Below are 18,704 nucleotides of genomic sequence, written 5' to 3' on the forward strand. Positions count from 1 at the left end.
CGTGCGGGAACGGCGCAACTTCTCCGCTATGACGATAGTGCCGAATGTGAAATTCGACGATTCCCTAACGCCGCGGGTGGCGCGACCCGCCCGCTACCAACGGTGGTCGCGGAGTAGGTCCAGGTCCACGGGCGACCGCGGGCACCAGATACGGAGCTACGCTGCCCAACTTCTCACAGGTTTCCTCGAATTCCCGGTCCGGCCGCGACTGGGCCACGATACCGGCGCCCGCGCGCAGCCACGCCGCGTTCTCGTCCTGGTACACCGCCCGCAACACCAGGGTCGCCTCCAGTGCGCCGGTTTCCGAAAGTGTCACCACCGCACCGGAATACAGTCCGCGGGCAGCGTCGTGGCGGAACACGGCGTCGACGCCCGCCCGCTTCGGAATGCCGGACGCCGTGACCGCCGGGAACAGCGCGTCCAGCGCATCCCACCGGGTCCGGTGCCGGGCGAGCCTGCCGCGCACCGTGGAGGCCAGATGCTGGACGCTGCCGCGCTCGCGGACCGTCATGAAGTCGGTCACCGCCGCGGAACCCGGTTCGGCGATGGCGCCGATCTCAGTGAACGACGTTCGCACCGACACGGCGTGTTCCACGATCTCCTTGGGGTCCGACTCCAGCTCATTGCGGGCGGCCAGGTCTGCCGCGACGCCCTGCCCCAGCGCCCGGGTACCCGCCAGCGGTTCGGTGGTGACGACACCATCGTCGTCGACCGACGCCACCAACTCGGGGCTGAATCCAGCCGCGGCCAGCCCACCGAGCCGCAGCAGGAACGACCGGGCGGGTGTGTTGTGTGCCCGGCCCAGGCGGTAAGTGGCAGGCAGGTCGACCCGGAAGGGCAGCTCGACTCGGCGAGACAGGATCACCTTCTGGTAATCGCCCGCGGCGATCTCCGCGACAGCCGTCGCGACCCGTGCACGGTAGCCGCAGACGTCGATGCGCACGTCGACCGGATGCGGTGTGGGCAGCGGCTCGGCCGGTGAGCGCAGCAGTTGCTCGATCACCTCGACGTCGGCGGCGGCCGCGCCGTCGACGGTGACCTCCGATTCGGTGACCGTCACCTCGATTCGCGGAATGATCATGTGTGCCAAGCTGGTTCGCTCGGTGAGGTACCGTTGCGCGCCGAACGCATCGGCGCAGAACTCGAAGGCGATCCAGCCGTAGGCGGTGCCCGAGGCTCCTGCGCCGCAGGCCACCCGCAGCGAGTCGAACCCTCGCTCCAGCGCGTCCACGGGTCTGCCGGTCCAGCGTTCGCGAGTGGCCCCTCCGGCTGCGCTCACCCGCAGCTCGTCGGTGTCCAGCTCGACCCGGCCGAGCGGGTCGGCGGCGAACACCCATCGACCGGGCAGCTCATAGACGACGTGGTCACCGAAGCGGCCGGAGCCGGCCAGCCGCGACACCGCGGTCACGGGATCGACCGCGCTTGTTATTCGGACGGATTCCGGGGTGGTCACATGGTTCTCCATCTTCAGGAATTCGGGTCCGCACCGAGCATGCGGTCGACGAGTTCGCGGATATTCGCCAGTGATGTCAGCGAAGCGACCTCGGTCTCCGGAATCGCTATCCGGTAGCGCTCCTCGATGCGTGTCGCGAGCTCGAGTTCGAGCAGCGAATCGACGTTCCATTCGTCGACGAAGTTTGTGTGGTCACCGATTTCGGTCGCGGGCACTTCCAACACGCGCGCCACCAATTGCCGCAGGTCCTGCGGGTCCACCCGCTCGGGGATGCTTCTTGTCATCGTTGCTCCAGCTCGAAATCGCGGTTTCCGACGCTGCGTCCGACCGGAACGGATGCCGCCGCATGCGGTGCGCGCAGGTGTAGGGTCATGACCTCGCCGCCGTCCTGATCGCCACAGGTGGCGTACACCGGGTTCCGGTCGCCGCCGTCGAACTGCGCCACCGCCACCACGCACTGGAGCACTCCGAGCGCCCCCGAGCACTCCCCGAGCCGTCGGGTCAGATCCAGGACCCGAATCGGCGAACCGAATTCCGGCGACACATCCGCCGCTGTCAGCCACAATCGCGGCGGCCGGGCCGCCGTGCGGATGGCGGCGACCACCTGATCGACACCGTCGCTGTGGTAACCACCGCCGACCGACGCCCGGACGATTGCCTGCCGATTCGCCGCGTGCGCTACCGATTCGAGGACCACCGCTGCGGCTCCGTCGAGGACCCGCCGACCTGGTCCGAACAATCTGCGCACCGGTCCGGTGTCCGGTTCGACCCCGACGACGACCGCAGCGTCGGCCCGGCCGGCCCCGATGAGCGTCGCGGCCCACAACAGTGCGTCCAACCCGCTGGTCCGCCCGCTGCACAGGGTGATATTCGGTCCGCGCAGCCCGTGCCGGATCGCGATCCACCCGGCGATGGCATTGGACGACACGTGCGGCAGACCCAGCGGACTGAGTGCGGCACTGGACTGCTCGGCGATCCGGTCGGTGAACTCGCAGACGCTGTCGAGGTTGCCGAAGTTGGAGCTGACCACGGTGGCTGTCGTCGTGTCCGCGCGATCGGTCGAGTCGGTGGCCAGGCTCGCGTCGGCGAGCGCCTGCTCAACCGCACGCAGCGCCAGTCGCGAGGCGCGGTCCTTGTGTCGCATGTGCCGTCCCGTGAGGTCGGGTGCCGGCCCGGCTCCCGGCTCGATCGGATCGGTCGACAGCAGATCGGCAGCGGTCTGCAGGCCCGTCACGGCGAGGCCGACTCCGGTGACCACGGTTGCCCGGCTCGTCATCGCGTCCCCTTCCCGATCATGGCGACCGCATTGATGCCACCGAAACCGAACGCGTCGATCTGCGCGACGGCCGGGTCCGCCCGCACGACGTCGCGAGCCAGATGCAGCCCGGCCGCCTCGGCGATCGGATCGGTGAGACCCAGAATCGGTGGCACCATCCCGCGACGCATGGCAATGGCCGCGACGATCAGACTCAGCAGCCCGGACCCGCCGAGCGTGTGGCCGGTCATCGACTTGATCGCGGTCATCACCGGTGGCGCGGTGGGCCCGCCGAACACATCGGTCAGCACGGACGCCTCGACGGCATCGTTGAGTTGCGTTCCGCTGCCGTGCAACATCACCAGGTCTACATCGGCGGCGTCGATGCGGGCCCGTTCGTGGGCGTCGGCGATGACCGCGCGGATGCTCTCCCGGTCCGGCGCCGTGGCATGGCGGGCGTCGCAGTTCATGCCGACACCGAGCAGGCGTGCGTGTAGTGCGGTGTCGGTCCCGGCCCGGCGCACGACGACTGCCACCGCGCCTTCGCCCATGATCATGCCCGCGCGTGCGGCGTCGAACGGACGCAGCGCCTGCGGCGTCCTGGTCTGAACGCGGTCGATGGTGCCGAAGGCGCTCTCGGTGATCGAGTCGGTGCCCGCGACCACCACGGTCTCGGCGAGGCCCAGTTCGATCATGTCGGTCGCCATTCCCAGCGCATACAGCGAAGCGGCACAGGCACAGGCAACGGTGTGCACACGTCCGACCTGGGGAAGGTTCCGCAAGGCGGCAGAGAAGTCGAGTCGATCGGGATCGAGCACATCCCCGGTCTTTCCGCCGGTTTTTCGCCACCAGAGTTCGGCGGACCGCTGTTCCCGCAGGGTGGTTCCGACCACCACCGGATACCGCTCGGCAGCGGCCGCGAGGCCCGCGTCGGCCAGCGCCGCCTCGATCACGGCGCGCAGCCACTCGGTGGCGCGGAACGGCCGGTCGCCGTCTGCCGTGCGGTCGTCGACCTCGTACGCGTGGCACGTCCGGTATTTCGCCACGTCGAACGCGCGCAGCTTCGAGAGTCCGCTCCGCCGTGCGCACAGCGACTCGAAGATCGCTTCGGGCGTCTCACCGATGGACGCAATAGCCGCCATCCCGGTGACATCCCACGGCATCAGTTCGCTCCGATCGCCCGAAGCCGGTTTCGCGCGAGCTTGCCGGTCCACGTCGTCGGCAGCGCATTGACCAGCTCGATGCGGCCGGGCCGCTTGAACGACGCGAGTTCGGCACGCAGACATGCGATGACAGCGCGACGGACGGCACTGGGCTCCCGGTCGCCGTCCGCGACGACGAAAAGCACCGCCTGCTGCAGCCCGTGGTCGTCCGACACCCCGACCACGGCGCAATCGCGGACGCCTGCGACCGCGCGGGCGACACTCTCGATCTCGGCGGGTGCCACCTTGTAGCCGCCGAGATTCAGAAAGTCGTCGGCTCGACCGATGTAGTGGATCGGGCCGCCGCGGGCGCGCCGGACAATGTCGCCGGTGTACGCGCCGCCGTCGGCGAAGGTTTCCTGGGTCGCCTCCGCCCGGTCGAGATACCCGGCCGCGACGGATGGGCCCGCGATGTGCAGGCGGCCTTGCACCTCGTCCCCGTCGAGAATCTCGCCGTCCTGGTCGCGCACCGTGACCCGCACTCCGGGAACGGGCCCGCCGATGGTGCCGGGACCGGGTTCGGCGGGTGTCGTTGCCAGCATGATGTACAGCGCTTCGGTCGTCCCGAGACTGTTCACCAGCGGAACCCCGAGTCGCCGCATGACCCGTTCGCTCAGGTCCGCGGGCAGCGCTTCGCCCGCCGAGACCGCCAAGCGCAGCCTGCTGCCGGAGCCCTCGAACGATTCGGCCAGCGCGGCGTAGAGGCGCGGCACCGAGAACAGCACGGTCGGACGGTGGCGGCGCAGCGCGCTCGCCACGACCTGGGCGTCCACCCCGCCGTTGAGCAGCACGGTCGTCGCACCCGCGCGCCGCGGTAATAACAGGGAATTGCCGAACCCGTACGCGAACGAGAGTTTGGCCGTCGACAGCACGGTGTCGCTGGGAGCCAACGCGGCTATCCGCCCGAACCCGGAGGGCACCCACTGCAGCGCGCTCGCCCGATGCGCGACCCCCTTCGGCACGCCGGTGCTGCCCGAGGTGTACTGCAGCAGGGCTTCCTGATCGGGCAGCCACTGCTGCTGCGGCGGTAGCGCGGCCCGCTCGTCGGAGCGCCGTTGCCGCAACACCGACTCGCGGATGTGGTCCCCGTCGAGCTGCCCGATATCCGGCAGCACCGCGGCAAGTCTGTTGCGACGCGTCCTGGGGACGTCGACGTATCCGAACTCAACCCCGGCGTCGGCCGCGATGAACCCGATCTCCTTGTCCGACAGCGCCGGATTCACCGGGACCGCTGCGCACCCGTGCCACCACAGCCCGAGCACCGCCACCACCGTGGCAACCGAGTCGTCCGCCAACACCATGGCGCGGGTGCCCGGCACGACTCCATTGTCGGAAAGCAGATTCGCGAATGCGCCCGCAGCCTGGAACAGCTCGGTGTAACCCACCTCGCCGAGATCGGAATCGATATAGGCGGGCGCGTCTTTTCCGGGCGAATCGAGGTGCCTTCCGACGAAGAATTCGACGAGGTTCACCGGTGCACCCCACCCGAGCCCTCGACGACCGCCAACGCGTCGCCAAGTGAATCCAGGCGCGCGATCGAACCGTCCGAAAGCGTAACCGAGAATTCGCGTTCTATACGGGCGAGTATTTCGGCCTTTTCCAGCGAGGAAGCGCCCAGATCCTCGTAGAAATGCGCCCGCACGTAGACACCATCGACATTCATCTCGAGCACTTCGGCCGTAATGGCGCGAAGCCTGTCACAATTACTGCCGCCGTACCACTGTTCGGATCCGACCATATTGATATCCTGACGATTATTCTTTCCAGCATGGACGAGGCACTCAGAACTCGGTCGTGCACCGGGTCGGGCGGCGTTTTTTCCCGGGGCGGTGGACAAGAATTCGCCCGGCCGGTCCGTATTTCTTTCCTCGTACGGATGCACCATATATTTCCGAACCTGCAGGGAAAAGTGCCAATATCGACGAACCGCAGTGGTCCAGTCGCGTGCCGATGAACGCGAGGGCCCCGGTTGGAGGCGATGTCGCCGCGATCAACGCCGAGTAGTCGCAGCCGAGGTCACAGCAGCGAGCGGACACACTCCGCAGATCGTCCTGGCCGACCTGTCGCGACTCGCGGAGCTGCTTCCGCTGCTTGATGGCATCGGCTCCGGCGCGAGTGGTGGACGTAGCCTCCGCCGGGCAGCAGGAGATCGCCCTCGACGATCCGACCCCAAACCACGACTACGACGTGTACACCGTCTACTGCCGCGCCGAGCTGGCGATGATCATGGCGACCATCGAGTACGCCGAGGAACTCGCCGGGACCGGAGTCACGGTGAACGCCCTGCACCCGGCCACACTCGTGGCGACGACCATGGTGCTGGAATCTGGAGTCACGCCGATCAGCACGGTGGCCGAGGGCGCGGACACCACTCTCCGGCTGATCTGCGATCCGGGCCTGGCGCAGACGACGGGCCGGTATTTCAATGGCACGTTCCAGACCGATAACCGGTGTATTCCATCTATTCGTGGCGCGGATCAGCAGCCAACTCCGCCGTGACAGGCGTCATCGCCTCACGGCGCGTCCGCAGCGGATCGCCGTCATCGGTCATCGGCCGGGTGTGAGCCAAGAGCTCCGACTGTCGCACCGTTCACATCGCCCCTGGTATGCAACGACTCTGGACGGTGCGCATGCTTTCCATGACGCGAGGAACGCGTTGGCTCTCGGGCAAGTCGAATACGGGTGCGAGGACCTCGTAGGCACCCTCGAGCGCCACGTTCGATCCGGATAATCGCTGGGTCGGCTCGAGCTACTGCTTCATGGCCGTAGGAGGGTTCGTGGGCCGGGCCGGTGCGATACCCCTGCACGGCACCGAGCGCGAATAACTCGGCATTCGGTGATCGCCGAGGATTCGGCAGGTCGTGCCGATGTGGCACATCATCTTTCGTGGGTCGGAAGTGCGATGGTTATTCGCGGCGTGGGTGGTCGGGGTGTGGGTTGTTGATCACCTCCCGCGACCACGGCGTCGTCCCGCCCGGTGTTGGGCTCCGTGGGGTCTCGCCCGGTTCATGTGGTCTATTGCCGATCGAACCGCCCGGGATCCGGCTGCCCTGGCTCGGCTCCGAATCGCCGCTTCGCGCAGGTGGCTGATTCGGCTTCGCCCTCGGCGTGGTCCACGGTGTCAGCAGTACCAGGTCCTGCTCGCTCGCGATGACATCCGCGGATCCACGCTGAGCATCCGCCCGCGAATCGTGCTCATGTGGCCTGCTACCGATCAGGCCACGCCGACGTCCCGAAGCCGGTGGATCATCCTGCGGCGGGAGATCGACCTCGAGGTCGGGCGTGACCCGCGGTGGCCGCTTGGTGGTGACGTACTCATGAATCACCCACTGCGGCGAACCGACCGCCACCCCATGAATGTCCGCCTCCGCGAACCCGACAGCAAGCGCCTCCTCATCGTTGAATACGGTCTTGGCTTCATTACCGAAGGCGTACTCGGGCAGCCGGGCGAACCAGGTCCACCAGTGCTCGTCGACCAAGCCGAGCCTCGACAACTGTGAATAGGTCTGCCCCAGCACCTGTCGCAGGTTCTCCGAGAGCCCCTCCTTGGCATCGATCGCATGGATGAATTCGTGGACGGCATCGTGGTGGAATGGTCTGTCGCCGATCGGATTGATCCCGTCTTCACGCGATCGGATGCCCGAGATGGGACCCGGGTCGGTTGCCCGTGGCGCGATGTGCCACCGCAGTATGGATCCTCCTCGGCGGTGTACGGGTTGTTCCGACGCTGGCAGCTGGGTGGGGTGTGGCTGGTGATCTGGCAGTTTCCGTGTGCGTCAGCTGGTCGTTTTCAGCCGTAAGGCGTCGATCATGAGGTCCAGTAGCCGCTCGGTTTGCTCGGCGGAACCGCCCGTCGTGGTGAGAAGAATTCCGAGGAGCATCACCGTGATGTCCTCTGGTTCGACATCGGCACGCAGTGAGCCGGCTTCGGCTCCGCGGGCCAGCATGGTGGCAATGGCCGCGGTGATGCGTTCCCGGGTTGCCGGTACCGCGATCCGCCCTGAGGCCCAACCGGCACGAAGCGTGTCGGCCATGCCGCGCTTGGTCGCGACGAAGGCGGCGTATTTCCCCATCCACGCACGCAGTGCCGCATCCGGGGGCCGCTGCTGCAGCAGGACCGCGACGCTGTCGGTGACGTCGTCGAGTTCCGCGGCGTACACGGCTTCGGCCAGGGCTTCACGGGTGGGGAAATGGCGATACAGGGTGCCGATGCCGACACCGGCGTCGGCAGCGATGCTCTCCAGTGTCACGGTGTCGCCGGCATCGGCGAACGCAGCCCTGGCGACCTCGACGAGTTTGTTGCGATTGCGCTGTGCGTCGGCACGGGGAGCGCGAGCACCGCGAGGCTTGTTCGCGGGGGACGTCGGATCGACAGTACTCAATTCGGAGGCACCTCCGGTATAGTTGCAAAAGCGGAGTATCCTCCGCTTCACCTATCGTCTCATGCGGGGAGGACTCCCATGACCGCGAACACCACGCCCCTCACCAAGGTCGCTCCCTCCGGCGTGCCGCGCCCCGGAGGGGGCGCGACGCTCGGCGACCACACGGTCTCGCGCATCGGATACGGCGCGATGCAGCTCGAACGCCTGCACGCCGACCGCGACGCCGCGATCGCGGTGCTGCGCCGTGCGTGGGAACTCGGGGTCGACCACCTCGATACCGCCCAGTTCTACGGCGACGGCTTCGTCAACGGGCTCATCCGGGACGCATTCGGCCCCAAGGACGGTGTCGTGGTCGTCAGCAAGGTCGGTGCCGACCCCAACCCGGGTGGCGACATCGCGCTGCGACCGGCTCAGCGACCCGAACAACTGCGGGCCAGCGTCGAGGACAATCTCGCCTCCCTCGGCCTGGATCGGATCCCGGTGGTGAACCTGCGCCGCCTCGACGCCGGGCCCGGCCTGCGGGCCAGCGGCGACCAGGTCGTCGACCTCGACGATCAACTCGCGACCCTGATCACGCTGCGCGAGGAGGGCAAGATCGGCGCGATCGGGCTCAGCGGCATCACCCTCGATGGGCTACGCCAGGCCCTTCCCGCAAGGATCGCATGCGTCCAGAACGCCTACAGTCTCGTCTCCCGTGATGACGAGGACATGGTGAAATTCTGTGCGGCCGAACAGATCGCCTGGGTCCCGTTCTGCCCGCTCGGCGGCGCCTTCCCGACCATGCCGAAGGTCACCGACGATCCGGTCGCCGCCGCCGTGGCGCAATCCCTCGACTGCACCCCCGCACAGGTCGGCCTCGCGTGGCTGCTGCACCACGCCCCGAACATAATGCTCATCCCAGGCACCGCCCGCATCCGCCACCTCGAAGCCAATATCGCCGCCGCGACGATCACCCCGCATGACACTGTCATGGCCGCACTCGACGCGATCCCGTCGACCTCCGCCGATATTCCGCTCGGTTGAGCACGCCGGTTGGGATGCAGCCGGCCCCGGCCGCACGGGGACTGCCCCGGGCGGCGCCGACCCCGCGACGGTGACTCGGCCAACGACGCGTTCGACTGCGGTGAAAACGCTGCCGCCCCTGAACCTGACATCACGTAATCGGCGCGCAGGTCGGTGGCCGGCGCGCACACCGCTCGCGGACTCGCGCAGATAGGCATCACCGCCACCGACCTACTCACCACCGCCCCCGCAGTCCCCACCTTCGGTCACGTGATCCCGAAACTGCGGGCAACGCTCACCCCGGGCACCTGCAACATCCACATCAACTGGCTCGAAACCACCTGGCACACCCACCCATTGGACCAGATCTCCAAAGCCGCCCTCGACCAACGAGCCCACGCCAACAAAAGGCGACCGGCGCCACCCGCAGCAGCTTTCACCAACAAACCCATGCCACTACACATTTGAAGCAGACAACCCCGGCAGCCGAACCAACCGACAGAACCCCACGCCAGCCTCTACCGCTCAGCTACTAACACAGGATAAACGAACACTGTTGCAGCTCAATAGAATTGAGGCATAGCAACATGATCACGAAGTCCGTGCGGCGCTCTAGCGCCGCACAATAGAAATGCTCGTGCACACATCTGCACCAATATTGTTGCGGATCGGCGATGGATTCCCCTCTCGCGCATTACTCGAGCACCGCCGCTATCCCACGCACGGCGACGCGGCTTCTACCTCGGTGCCGCCGATGCGATGATCGGAACGTTCGTCTTCTTCGTACTGTCTCGGCAGCCCATCGAACGTCACCGTGTGCGGCGGCCTGTTCGATGGCCTCGGAGAAGAAACCTCCAGCCTGAAACCAACAGGCCCGAGGCATCCTGCTCGCCCGGACGAGGTGCGATTCCGTGGCTGTCAGCGTCTGCCGAGGCGGGTGATAAGCCCGTGCACATGCGCCTCGGCCGCCACGCGTGCGTCCTGGGCATGTCCGGATTCGAGGGCATCGACAATGCGTCGATGTTCGCGCAAGGCGACGCGGCGGTTGAGTTCGGAACACCAGAGATCGCCGTGGTAGAGGTGGGTCTTGGCTTCGAGGCGGGCGAGTTCGTCGGTGAGTTGGCGGTTGCCTGCGCAGTCCCGGATGAACGCGTGGAATTCCAGGTCGAGCTCAGTGTCGCGGGTCGGGTCGGCCGGGCAGCGCAGGTTGTCCTCCTGTGCGGTGAGGATGGTTGCGAGCTTCGCCAGACCGGATTCGGTGAGTGTGGCGGCGGCCGTCGCGGCGGCCAGACCGTCCAGCACCGCGCGGACCGCGAGTACGTCGCGCACCTGCTCGTCGTCGATGGCGGCGACCCGGGCCCCCGAATGCGGGACATTGACGGCCAGCCCCTCATAGATGAGCTGCTGGACGGCCTCGCGTACCGGGCTCCGGCTCACGCCGAGCCGGGCGGCCAAGGCCGGAACACTGAGCGGCGTGCCCGGCTCCAGCTCGCCGGATAGGACCAACTGCCTGACCTGCCGGTGTACGGATGCGCCGAGCAGCGCGGGGGTAGTCGCCGCGTCGTGGTCGGTCATCGCAGTCGGTCCTAATCAGTGAGCAGGACGGGTTCTCGGCCGGGCTCCTGGGGTCGGTCGTTCGTCTTCGATGGTGAAGTTACCTTGCGGCCGGTAGTTGGCATGCACGCGCTGGGCGAGGAAGTCGGCGGCGGTCGTCGGCGGGTACTTGTGGCACGGCCCCTGGATGACGGCGTCGCGGTTGGCCTGGGCGAAGTAGGCGATGCTGTAGCGGTCGCCCTGGTACTCGCCCGCATGGGGGCTGCGGACACGGTGGAAGTTCGACGGCAGTTCGTCATCGCTCCAGCGGGTGAGCATGTCGCCGATATTGCAGGTGATCAGCGCGGACGACGGGGTTATCGACGTCCATTGCTGCTCCTGCATCTCCTTGCCGGGGCAGACTTGCAGGCCACCCTGCCCGTCCCGCTGGAAAAGCAGTGTCAGACAGTCGAAGTCGGTGTGCGCGCCCGCACGCCACCGACCCGGCACGCCCTGGAGTTCTGCCGGAACAGCGAAGTAGTGCAGCAGCCGAAGCGTGCTCTGATACTGCGCGGATTCCGGATCATGCGCCTTGGTGAAGTGATTGCGGTCCAAGCCGAGGCGATCGGCGAAGCAGGAGAGTACGCGCATCGCGACTGTCCACGCCTCGTACTCGAAATCGAGCATGTCGGTGCGGAATCCGACCAACTCCGCCTCGCTCGGCCACAGCTCGGCCATATGCGGGCGGGTGATCTGGTAGGACTCCTTCTGATCGGGCACGCCGATGGACGGGCGCACCTGACTCAGGCTCTCCCAGCCAGCGTTGTTCGCCTTGACCAGTGGATATCGCGCCTTGGTCGACTCCGGGAGCGCGAAAAACGCTGCGGTGCGGGCGAATACATTGTCGATCTGGTGCTGCGGGATGCCGTGCCCGGAGAGCTGGAAGAAGCCGATCTCGGTGGCCGCGGCCCATAGCTGGTCGGTGATCTCGGCGCGGCGGTCCGCGAAATCAGTCAGGTCGATGACGCGGATATCGCGGGCGTGGGTCTCCACGCCGAGGCCGCCCATCTGCTGCTCGCGGGATACCTCGGACAGGTCGTAGCTGGGGGTCATTGTCAGTCCTTGTCTGCGTGGGGATCTCAGCTGCCGATGGTGATCGTCGGGTCGAGTAACTCCTTGGTGACGATGTCTTCGGCGCGACGGTTGCTCGGTACGTTCGCGCCGCCGCGGCGCAGGATGGGGGCGAATTCGTCGATCACCCGCTGCACCCTGGCCTCGTCGAAACTGCCGATCACACCGTCGGTGTGTTGCCGATGAGGCCGTCGTCGATGAGCGCCTCCGAGCCGTAGGCGGCGAGGCTCGGCACTATAGGGGCTGTACTTGGGATTCTTCGAAACTACGTCCACGACAACGTCATTCACGTGCGGCGGGTCGGCGCGGTACTGTGCGGTAGCCCGCTGGATCATCGGGACGAGCCGCTGTAGGCAGGGGCGCAGCTCGTTCAGCTTGTCGGCGCGGACGTTGACGGTCCGGGCGTAGCCCCCGTAGCTGACGTCGCGCAGCAGCTGATAGCCGACCGGTTTACCCCAGGCCCGGACCTCGGAGTTCACAAGGCCCTGCTGCGCGAAGGACGGGCCAGAGACGAAGCGCGACGGCGAGTTGCCGTAGGAGGCGTCGACCTGTTTCGCAGCGACGAGTCCGCGCGACACCACCCAATCTGGATAGAGCTGACCTTGCGAAACGACGATCGCACACCGGATTTCCCGATATCGGCGATGCCGTGCCAGTCGGGATGGGTCTTCGGATCACACATCAGCAGCTGTGGGCTGTTTCGCAGCAGGGTCGTCACGACGACGATCGGCTGCTGGCCGGCGGCGGCAATCGAGCGCTCGGAGTGGGCCGGGCCCAGGGGGATGCTCTGGTCGAGGTACATCTGTGAGGGCACGGTCTGGAGGCCGATGGCGGGTCCGCCGACGCATACCTCGAGCTTCACGCCGCTGTCCTTAGTCTGCGCGTTGGCGAAAGACGCCGCTATGCCCGAGAGCAGCGTCCGAGCATCGACGTCGCGCACCACGTCGTGCAATGTCTCAGAGAGTTTCACCGTTCTTGACCTTCTCCGTCGAGTAGTCACATTGCGTGCAACAAAGGCGCATCACCAGCATTGCGGAAACTGATTACATGCAATATGTCTCGAGTTTCGGGCTGATTAACTATGGCCGCATGGCACTGAGACGCCGCGTGAGCGAGCCGGTATCCACCCGCGTGCTGACGCCGTCGCGAATAACCGGTTCCCCGTCCACCCACACCGTGTCCACCACGCCCGGTGAGGCTGTGGTCAGCAAGGTGGCGCCGGGATCGAGCACCGGTAGGCAGGCGAAATCGCGGTCGAATCGGACCAGCGAGAAGTCGGCAGGGTCTCCCACCGCGAGTCCGGGCGCGGTCGACGAGCGCCCGAGTGCCCGGTTCGCTCCGCAGGTAGCCAGCCGCATCATTGTGTCGAAGTCCATGATGTCGGCGCGCTTGCGGGTGACGCGCTGCAGGTAGGAGCCCATACGCAGGGCGAGCAGCATGTCCTGGGTGTCGTTGCTCGCGGCGCCGTCCACGCCGAGGCCGACATCGATCCCGGCGTCGAGCATCTCCAGCACGGGTGCGGCGCCGCTGCCGAGTCGCATATTGCTCAGCGGATTGTAGGAAACGGCCACCCCGCGGTCGGCGAATACCGCGCGGCCGTTGGCGTCCAGATCGACGCAGTGCACCGCCAGGGTCCGGTCCCAGAGGAATCCGCCGACGTCGAGGTACTCCACCGCCGAGCGGCCTGCATGCAATCGGCACATATCTTCGTCGGTGGATGTCTCCAGTACATGTATCGAGACCGTCTTGCCGGTCCGCTGGGCGTACTCGCGCGCGGCGGCCATGCCATCGGGGGTCAGACAGCGCGGATTGGGGATCGCGAGCGCGGTGACGATGCGCGAGCCGGTCAGCCGAACGTCAAGGTCATCGATATGGGCGAAAACCTCTGGCAGCGGCTGCATCAGGCGCGGATCGATGCCCCATTTCCGGGTGACGTCGGCGCGGTCGGCGACACCGCGGCCGAGGATTACGCGGATACCCAGTTCATACAATGCCCGGATCATGGCGTCGTGCACGGCTTCCGAGCGATTCGGCCACATGTGCTCGACCACGGTGGTAACACCGCTGCGGAGTAACTCCAAGCCACCCGCGAGCGCGGAGAGATACGTCTGCTCGGCCGTGGCGGCGACGGTGCGCTCCCCCACGCACCGCAACCATTCCAGCAGCGGAAGCCCCTCGCCGATACCGCGAAGCGCAGCCTGCTGCAGATGGGTGTGGGTATTGACAAAACCCGGAATCAGATAGCCGCCATTGCCGTCGACACACGGCAGTTTACGGTGGTCGGCACCCGCGGCCGCTCCGATCGCGGTGATGGCTCCATCCAGCACGACGACGTCCTGACCGGACAGCCACTGAGCGCCCGTTCCGGCGCGCTGGTAGACGGTGACATTGCTGACGACAGACGAATAGGATCGATTGGGAACCACGCGACATTCCTCCTGGAAATGCGGCTGGTTCGCCCGCCTGGATTCGACGGCCCTGTCGTCCGTTTCAGCCATGAACGACGTGCGAGCCAATGTAGCGGCCCCGTATTTCCGAAGCGTTAACCCCGACCGAGCCCAACCTCGAGCCGCCCCGATCAGAGCCGCAGATCCGCCTCTACCTCGAGGATCTCGACCTGGGGCTCTTGTCGGCCTCCAAGAGCGCGACCAGCGCATTGGCTTCGGCCGCCACGGCCGCGCTACGCGGCCGCCACTGCATCAGCTATCGGCGGTGAGATTTGCGTTGCAGTGCTGAGTGTTTCGGACCGGCGGCAACTTCAATGACCCGGCGCGGACCCGAAGCCTGGTGCCAGAGTCCGGATATCTGCCTCGGACAGCCTCGTGGGCGTGCCGCGGTCGACGAGATCGGCGAAACCTCCGTCATCCGCCATCACAGTGATCGTGTACAGCCGCTCGGTGCCGGAGGTGTTCAGAATTCGGTGTTCGGATCCCGGTTGCAGGATCAGCACGTCGCCCGCGCCGAGGTCGACGGCGTGCGTGTCGCTGTGTGCGCGGGCGGTGCCGGCCAGCACGATGAAGATTTCGGCCGAATCCTCATGGGAGTTCAGTGGTTGCGCACCGCCTGGCTCCCAGACTTCGAGGAATACGCTTGCGCTGGAGCCGTGTTCGGGTCCAGCGAGCGTGCACAGCCGTACCGTGTCCCCGGGTGAGATGAGAGCTGCCGACAGGTCGGCGAGGTGTCGTACGACGGGAGGTGCCCCAGCCATATCGGATCCTTTCGGGTAGATGTCGCTATCGCCGCGGAACGCGATTCAGCCGACGAGTGGTGTGAGCAGGGCGACCGGGCCGCAGTCGTGGCGGGTTACCGGCTGGCCGAGCATGTCGCGGGCCGGCACGGCGATCGTTGTTCCCTCCAGCATCGCCGCCGCGGCGTGGGCGACCTCGGTGGCCGCACTGGCCGGTAGTTCGCAGATAAGGTTGTGGGCGGCCAGAATTCGGGTGATCGGGAGCTTCGACAGGCGATGCGTCGATTCGGCGAACCGGACGGGGTCGGCTCCGGCGCCGTGCAACCAGTGGGCGGCGCCGAGCACCGTGTCACCTGAGAGCAGCGTGCCGGTGGTGTGGTCGAACAGGCACAGGGTGTCGGGTGCATGGCCGGGCGTGTGCAGTACCTCGAAATGTCGTCCACCCAGGTCGATGATTTCGCCGTCGGCCAGCGCCCGGCTGATCGGGGTCGGCGGTATCGCCCACTGCGTCAGGTCCGGCAGCGGGCGTAACCGACCGACCCGCGCCAGGGTAAAGAAATACTGGGCATCCAGCAGGGCGAACCGGTCGAACTCCGCGACCACCCGCGACATCGCCGCGGCATATGTTCGTAGGAACGCTGGATCGGCGGCGGTGTGCAGACACCCGGAATTCGGGTCCGCAGCCGTGGGGTGCGCGGCGAAGTCGATAACGTCGACCTGCGCGGCGAGGTCGGCATTGCCGCCGCGGTGATCGATGTGGTGATGCGACGACACCACCAACACCGGCAGCGCCGTCAACGCCTGCACCACTTGGGATATCGGGGCGATGCCGAGCCCGGAATCGAATAGCAGCGCGGTGTGTTCGCCGATGACGAGGTAGCTGGCGACGTGCCCGGGTTCGTTGATCAGGTGGATACCCTCCCCGATGTCTCGAACGTGGAACCAGGACTCCGCTTCGGAACAGAAGGTGGGAGCTCGTGAGGCCACCGCAACTCCTCAAATGTTGATGACAGTTACATTTGCGAATGTAGCGGCGCCGCGTTTCCGGGAGGTAAAAGTTGCGGACCGACCATCGAACTGAGTGAAGGGCGCAGTCCACCAACCCGGTCGCGGCGAAAAGGTTCACAACAGTGTTACGCGAGCAATGTTCATCACATCAACATTCATGGCTACCGTCTGACCGGTGATCTCTCCCTTCGATGACCTCGACGCCGATCTACGTTCGGCATTCGCCCGGTATGAAAGGGCCTTGATGGCCAACGATCTCGCCGAACTGGACGCCATATTCGCCGACGGACCTCGGCCGATCCGCAGCGATCCGGCAACCGCGCTGGTCGGCCACGACGCGATCGCCGAGTTCCGGGCCGGGCGAGCCGGCGCACCGCCCCGCTCCCTCGTGCGGGTATATGTGCGCAGACTCGGCCCCGATGTCTCGGCGATCGTCGCGGAGACCCGCCGAGCGGACGGTTCACAGGGTGTCCAAACCCAAGTCTGGGAGCGCGGCAGCGGCGGTCGATGGGCCGTCACCGTGGCGCATGTGTCCGGCGGTCCCGCGCCCACCGACGGCGGCACGGTCAGCCCCGACTCATCTATTTGGCGTGTCGCTCCGGGCGAGGCGCCGCTCGTACGCGGCGGCCGAGGACCGCTCCGCGATGCGCGAGTGGCCGTCAAAGATCTGTTCGCGGTGGCCGGCCACGCGATCGGAGCGGGGAACCCGACCTGGCTGGCGGGAGCGCCGGTGGAGTCTCGCCACGCCGCGGCAGTATCAGCATTGCTGGCGGCAGGGGCCGATATCACGGGTATCGCGACCACCGACGAGCTGGCTTTCTCACTTGCGGGCTCCAATATTCATTACGGCGCGACACCGAATCCGGTTGCGGCGCACCGAGTCAGCGGCGGGTCGAGCAGCGGTCCGGCAGCTGCGGTCGCCGCCGGGTTCGCCGATATCGGCCTCGGCACCGACACCGCGGGCTCGATTCGCGTCCCGGCATCATATTGCGGGCTCTACGGTCTTCGCACGACCCACGGGGTGGTCGCGCGGACGGGTCTGGTGGGTTTGGCACCGAGCTTCGATGCCGTGGGCCTGCTCACCCGCGATGCCACGTTGCTCGCCAGGGTGGGCGGGGCGCTGCTGCCGAATCAAGAAGTACATCCGGTCACCAGGATAGTGGTGGCACCGGAACTGGTCGATCTGCTGGATCCTGCCGCACGCGAATCTTTTTGGGCTGCGGTGCAGGCGCTGACGCTGCGCGATGCGTCCACTGGAAACGTATTGCCACCGCCGGAGACGATCGCGCTCGACTACCCCGACGGCGCCGGGCTCGACACTGTGCTCATGGCATTCCGCACGGTTCAGGCCGCCGAGGCTTGGCGCTCGCACGGCACCTTCGTGTCCGCCCAGCCGACCGCGTTGGCGCCCGATGTCGCCGCTCGATTCCACGTCGGCCGCGAGATCGACGCCGCAACCGAGACCGAAGCACGTGGCCTACTCGACGACATGAGCACCCGGCTACGGCGGATACTTCCCCCCGGCGTCGTCCTCGCGCTGCCCGCCGCCTCGTCGGCGGCTCCACGCCGAGACGCCTCGTCGGCGGACGTGGAAGCGGTGCGGCAGCAGACATTGCGACTGACCTGTCTCGCGTCGCTGGCAGGACTGCCCGCGTTGTCGATGCCCCATCTCCGGGCGGGAAACCTGCCGGTCGGGTTGTGCCTGCTGGCCGGACCAGAACAGGACTCCACCCTGCTCACCTTCGCCATCCCCCCTTTCGACCGACAGGACCACACCTGATGTCTCGAAACTCCTGGTCGCTGTCCGGCGACCACGCGGATCTACGTCGCCCCATCCATCCGCCTCACTCGCTGACGCTCGATGCTCTGCCGCAACGGGTGAGCATCGATCTCGCGCGCACCGCGTTGATCGTCATCGACCTGCAGAACGACTTCTGTCATGTCGACGGGTGGCTTGCGCGCATCGGAGTGGACGTCTCGCCCGCACGTGCGGCCGTCGATACTCTGCGGACGGCGCTGCCGGTCATGCGCACAGCCGACATCCCGGTCGTGTGGGTGAATTGGGGCAACCGGCCCGACCGGGCCAACCTGCCGCCCGGTGTGCTGCACGTCTACGATCCTGCTGGCACTGGCGTCGGAATCGGCAGTGCGGCAACCGCTTCGAGCACCGCCGTGCTCGAAGCGGGCAGCTGGGGCGCGGACGTAGTCGACGATCTCGAGATCGCGCCAGCAGACATTCGCGTCGACAAGTACCGGATGAGTGGATTCGTCGATACGGTTCTGGATTCCGTGCTCCGCAACCTGCGGGTCGACACCCTGCTGTTCGCTGGCGTGAACGCCGATCAATGCGTGTTGTCGACATTGATGGACGCCGCGAACATCGGCTACGACGTAGTGCTACTCACCGATGCGGTGGCCACCACCTCGCCCGAATACTGTATGGAGGCAACGACGTACAACATCCGACAGTGTTTCGGGTTCACCGCGACCGCCGCGGACCTCGTCCGTGGACTCGCCTCCGCGTCCAGGTGAAGGCGGCGCCAGCGCACGG

Annotated in this window: 21 protein-coding genes; 6 read left to right on the forward strand and 15 right to left on the reverse strand. The window is 66.7% G+C overall.

The window, feature by feature from the left end; translation table 11 throughout:
• Nucleotides 1-64: 64 nt before the first annotated feature.
• From ACFYOW_RS00315 to ACFYOW_RS00340, 6 genes are read right to left on the reverse strand one after another with little or no spacing between them, the layout of a single operon-like run.
• On the reverse strand, nt 65-1,465 hold the full coding sequence (locus ACFYOW_RS00315; RefSeq protein WP_387282984.1) for a salicylate synthase: 1,401 nt from the start codon (nt 1,463-1,465) through the stop codon (nt 65-67).
• Nucleotides 1,466-1,467: 2 nt separating this feature from the next.
• On the reverse strand, nt 1,468-1,737 hold the full coding sequence (locus tag ACFYOW_RS00320) for an acyl carrier protein (protein WP_387282986.1): 270 nt from the start codon (nt 1,735-1,737) through the stop codon (nt 1,468-1,470).
• The gene (locus tag ACFYOW_RS00325; RefSeq protein ID WP_387282988.1) at nt 1,734-2,729 is read right to left on the reverse strand and encodes a beta-ketoacyl synthase N-terminal-like domain-containing protein; all 996 of its coding nucleotides are present in this window, start codon (nt 2,727-2,729) and stop codon (nt 1,734-1,736) included. The genes ACFYOW_RS00320 and ACFYOW_RS00325 overlap by 4 nt, the downstream gene beginning before the upstream one ends.
• Nucleotides 2,726-3,871 (reverse strand): beta-ketoacyl synthase N-terminal-like domain-containing protein, encoded by a 1,146-nt coding sequence (locus tag ACFYOW_RS00330; protein ID WP_387282990.1) that lies wholly within the window; start codon nt 3,869-3,871, stop codon nt 2,726-2,728. The genes ACFYOW_RS00325 and ACFYOW_RS00330 overlap by 4 nt, the downstream gene beginning before the upstream one ends.
• Complete coding sequence (locus ACFYOW_RS00335) at nt 3,871-5,382, reverse strand: AMP-binding protein (RefSeq protein ID WP_387282992.1); 1,512 nt, start codon at nt 5,380-5,382, stop codon at nt 3,871-3,873. Before ACFYOW_RS00335 ends, ACFYOW_RS00330 begins: the two co-directional genes overlap by 1 nt.
• A complete protein-coding gene (locus ACFYOW_RS00340) occupies nt 5,379-5,648 on the reverse strand; it encodes an acyl carrier protein (RefSeq protein WP_387282994.1) in 270 nt (89 codons plus the stop codon). The genes ACFYOW_RS00335 and ACFYOW_RS00340 overlap by 4 nt, the downstream gene beginning before the upstream one ends.
• A 380-nt stretch (nt 5,649-6,028) precedes the next feature.
• Between ACFYOW_RS00340 and ACFYOW_RS00345 the strand changes: the two genes are divergently transcribed.
• Nucleotides 6,029-6,409, forward strand: coding sequence for a hypothetical protein (locus ACFYOW_RS00345; RefSeq protein ID WP_387282996.1), 381 nt, complete (start codon nt 6,029-6,031; stop codon nt 6,407-6,409).
• A 407-nt stretch (nt 6,410-6,816) separates the two neighbouring features.
• On the opposite strand, the gene ACFYOW_RS00350 is transcribed toward ACFYOW_RS00345, so the two are convergent.
• Nucleotides 6,817-7,428: a hypothetical protein gene (locus tag ACFYOW_RS00350; RefSeq protein ID WP_387282998.1), complete on the reverse strand. Its 612-nt coding sequence runs from the start codon at nt 7,426-7,428 to the stop codon at nt 6,817-6,819.
• Nucleotides 7,429-7,470: 42 nt separating this feature from the next.
• Here ACFYOW_RS00350 and ACFYOW_RS00355 point away from each other — a divergent pair, with 42 nt between their 5' ends.
• Complete coding sequence (locus tag ACFYOW_RS00355; protein WP_387283000.1) at nt 7,471-7,710, forward strand: transposase; 240 nt, start codon at nt 7,471-7,473, stop codon at nt 7,708-7,710.
• Here ACFYOW_RS00355 and ACFYOW_RS00360 read toward each other — a convergent pair.
• On the reverse strand, nt 7,687-8,292 hold the full coding sequence (locus ACFYOW_RS00360) for a TetR/AcrR family transcriptional regulator (protein ID WP_387283002.1): 606 nt from the start codon (nt 8,290-8,292) through the stop codon (nt 7,687-7,689). The genes ACFYOW_RS00355 and ACFYOW_RS00360 overlap by 24 nt on opposite strands.
• Before the next feature lie 78 nt (nt 8,293-8,370).
• On the opposite strand from ACFYOW_RS00360, the gene ACFYOW_RS00365 reads away from it, so the two are divergent.
• On the forward strand, nt 8,371-9,315 hold the full coding sequence (locus tag ACFYOW_RS00365; RefSeq protein ID WP_387283004.1) for an aldo/keto reductase: 945 nt from the start codon (nt 8,371-8,373) through the stop codon (nt 9,313-9,315).
• A gap of 153 nt (nt 9,316-9,468) precedes the next feature.
• On the forward strand, nt 9,469-9,762 hold the full coding sequence (locus ACFYOW_RS00370; protein WP_387283007.1) for a hypothetical protein: 294 nt from the start codon (nt 9,469-9,471) through the stop codon (nt 9,760-9,762).
• A 450-nt stretch (nt 9,763-10,212) separates the two neighbouring features.
• Here the strand turns inward: ACFYOW_RS00370 and ACFYOW_RS00375 are convergent, their stop codons facing one another.
• The 7 genes from ACFYOW_RS00375 to ACFYOW_RS00405 form a co-directional block, all read right to left on the reverse strand.
• Nucleotides 10,213-10,869: a GntR family transcriptional regulator gene (locus tag ACFYOW_RS00375; protein WP_387283009.1), complete on the reverse strand. Its 657-nt coding sequence runs from the start codon at nt 10,867-10,869 to the stop codon at nt 10,213-10,215.
• 15 nt (nt 10,870-10,884) lie between these two features.
• Entirely contained in the window at nt 10,885-11,940 is a 1,056-nt protein-coding gene (locus tag ACFYOW_RS00380) for an isopenicillin N synthase family dioxygenase (RefSeq protein WP_387283011.1), read from the reverse strand.
• 26 nt (nt 11,941-11,966) lie between these two features.
• Nucleotides 11,967-12,437 (reverse strand): hypothetical protein, encoded by a 471-nt coding sequence (locus ACFYOW_RS00385; protein WP_387283013.1) that lies wholly within the window; start codon nt 12,435-12,437, stop codon nt 11,967-11,969.
• Nucleotides 12,434-12,901, reverse strand: coding sequence for a hypothetical protein (locus tag ACFYOW_RS00390; RefSeq protein ID WP_387283015.1), 468 nt, complete (start codon nt 12,899-12,901; stop codon nt 12,434-12,436). The genes ACFYOW_RS00385 and ACFYOW_RS00390 overlap by 4 nt, the downstream gene beginning before the upstream one ends.
• Before the next feature lie 136 nt (nt 12,902-13,037).
• Nucleotides 13,038-14,384, reverse strand: a complete 1,347-nt coding sequence (locus tag ACFYOW_RS00395; protein WP_387283017.1) for an amidohydrolase family protein — start codon at nt 14,382-14,384, stop codon at nt 13,038-13,040.
• 332 nt (nt 14,385-14,716) lie between these two features.
• Entirely contained in the window at nt 14,717-15,166 is a 450-nt protein-coding gene (locus ACFYOW_RS00400) for a cupin domain-containing protein (protein WP_387283019.1), read from the reverse strand.
• Nucleotides 15,167-15,211: 45 nt separating this feature from the next.
• Complete coding sequence (locus ACFYOW_RS00405; RefSeq protein WP_387283021.1) at nt 15,212-16,132, reverse strand: MBL fold metallo-hydrolase; 921 nt, start codon at nt 16,130-16,132, stop codon at nt 15,212-15,214.
• A gap of 196 nt (nt 16,133-16,328) precedes the next feature.
• Between ACFYOW_RS00405 and ACFYOW_RS00410 the strand changes: the two genes are divergently transcribed.
• Both ACFYOW_RS00410 and ACFYOW_RS00415 read left to right on the forward strand, forming a co-directional pair.
• Nucleotides 16,329-17,933: an AtzH-like domain-containing protein gene (locus tag ACFYOW_RS00410; RefSeq protein ID WP_387283023.1), complete on the forward strand. Its 1,605-nt coding sequence runs from the start codon at nt 16,329-16,331 to the stop codon at nt 17,931-17,933.
• Nucleotides 17,933-18,685, forward strand: coding sequence for a cysteine hydrolase family protein (locus ACFYOW_RS00415; protein WP_387283025.1), 753 nt, complete (start codon nt 17,933-17,935; stop codon nt 18,683-18,685). Before ACFYOW_RS00410 ends, ACFYOW_RS00415 begins: the two co-directional genes overlap by 1 nt.
• Nucleotides 18,686-18,704 lie beyond the last annotated feature (19 nt).

The organism is Nocardia sp. NPDC006982 (assembly GCF_042869435.1).
GTDB lineage: Bacteria > Actinomycetota > Actinomycetes > Mycobacteriales > Mycobacteriaceae > Nocardia.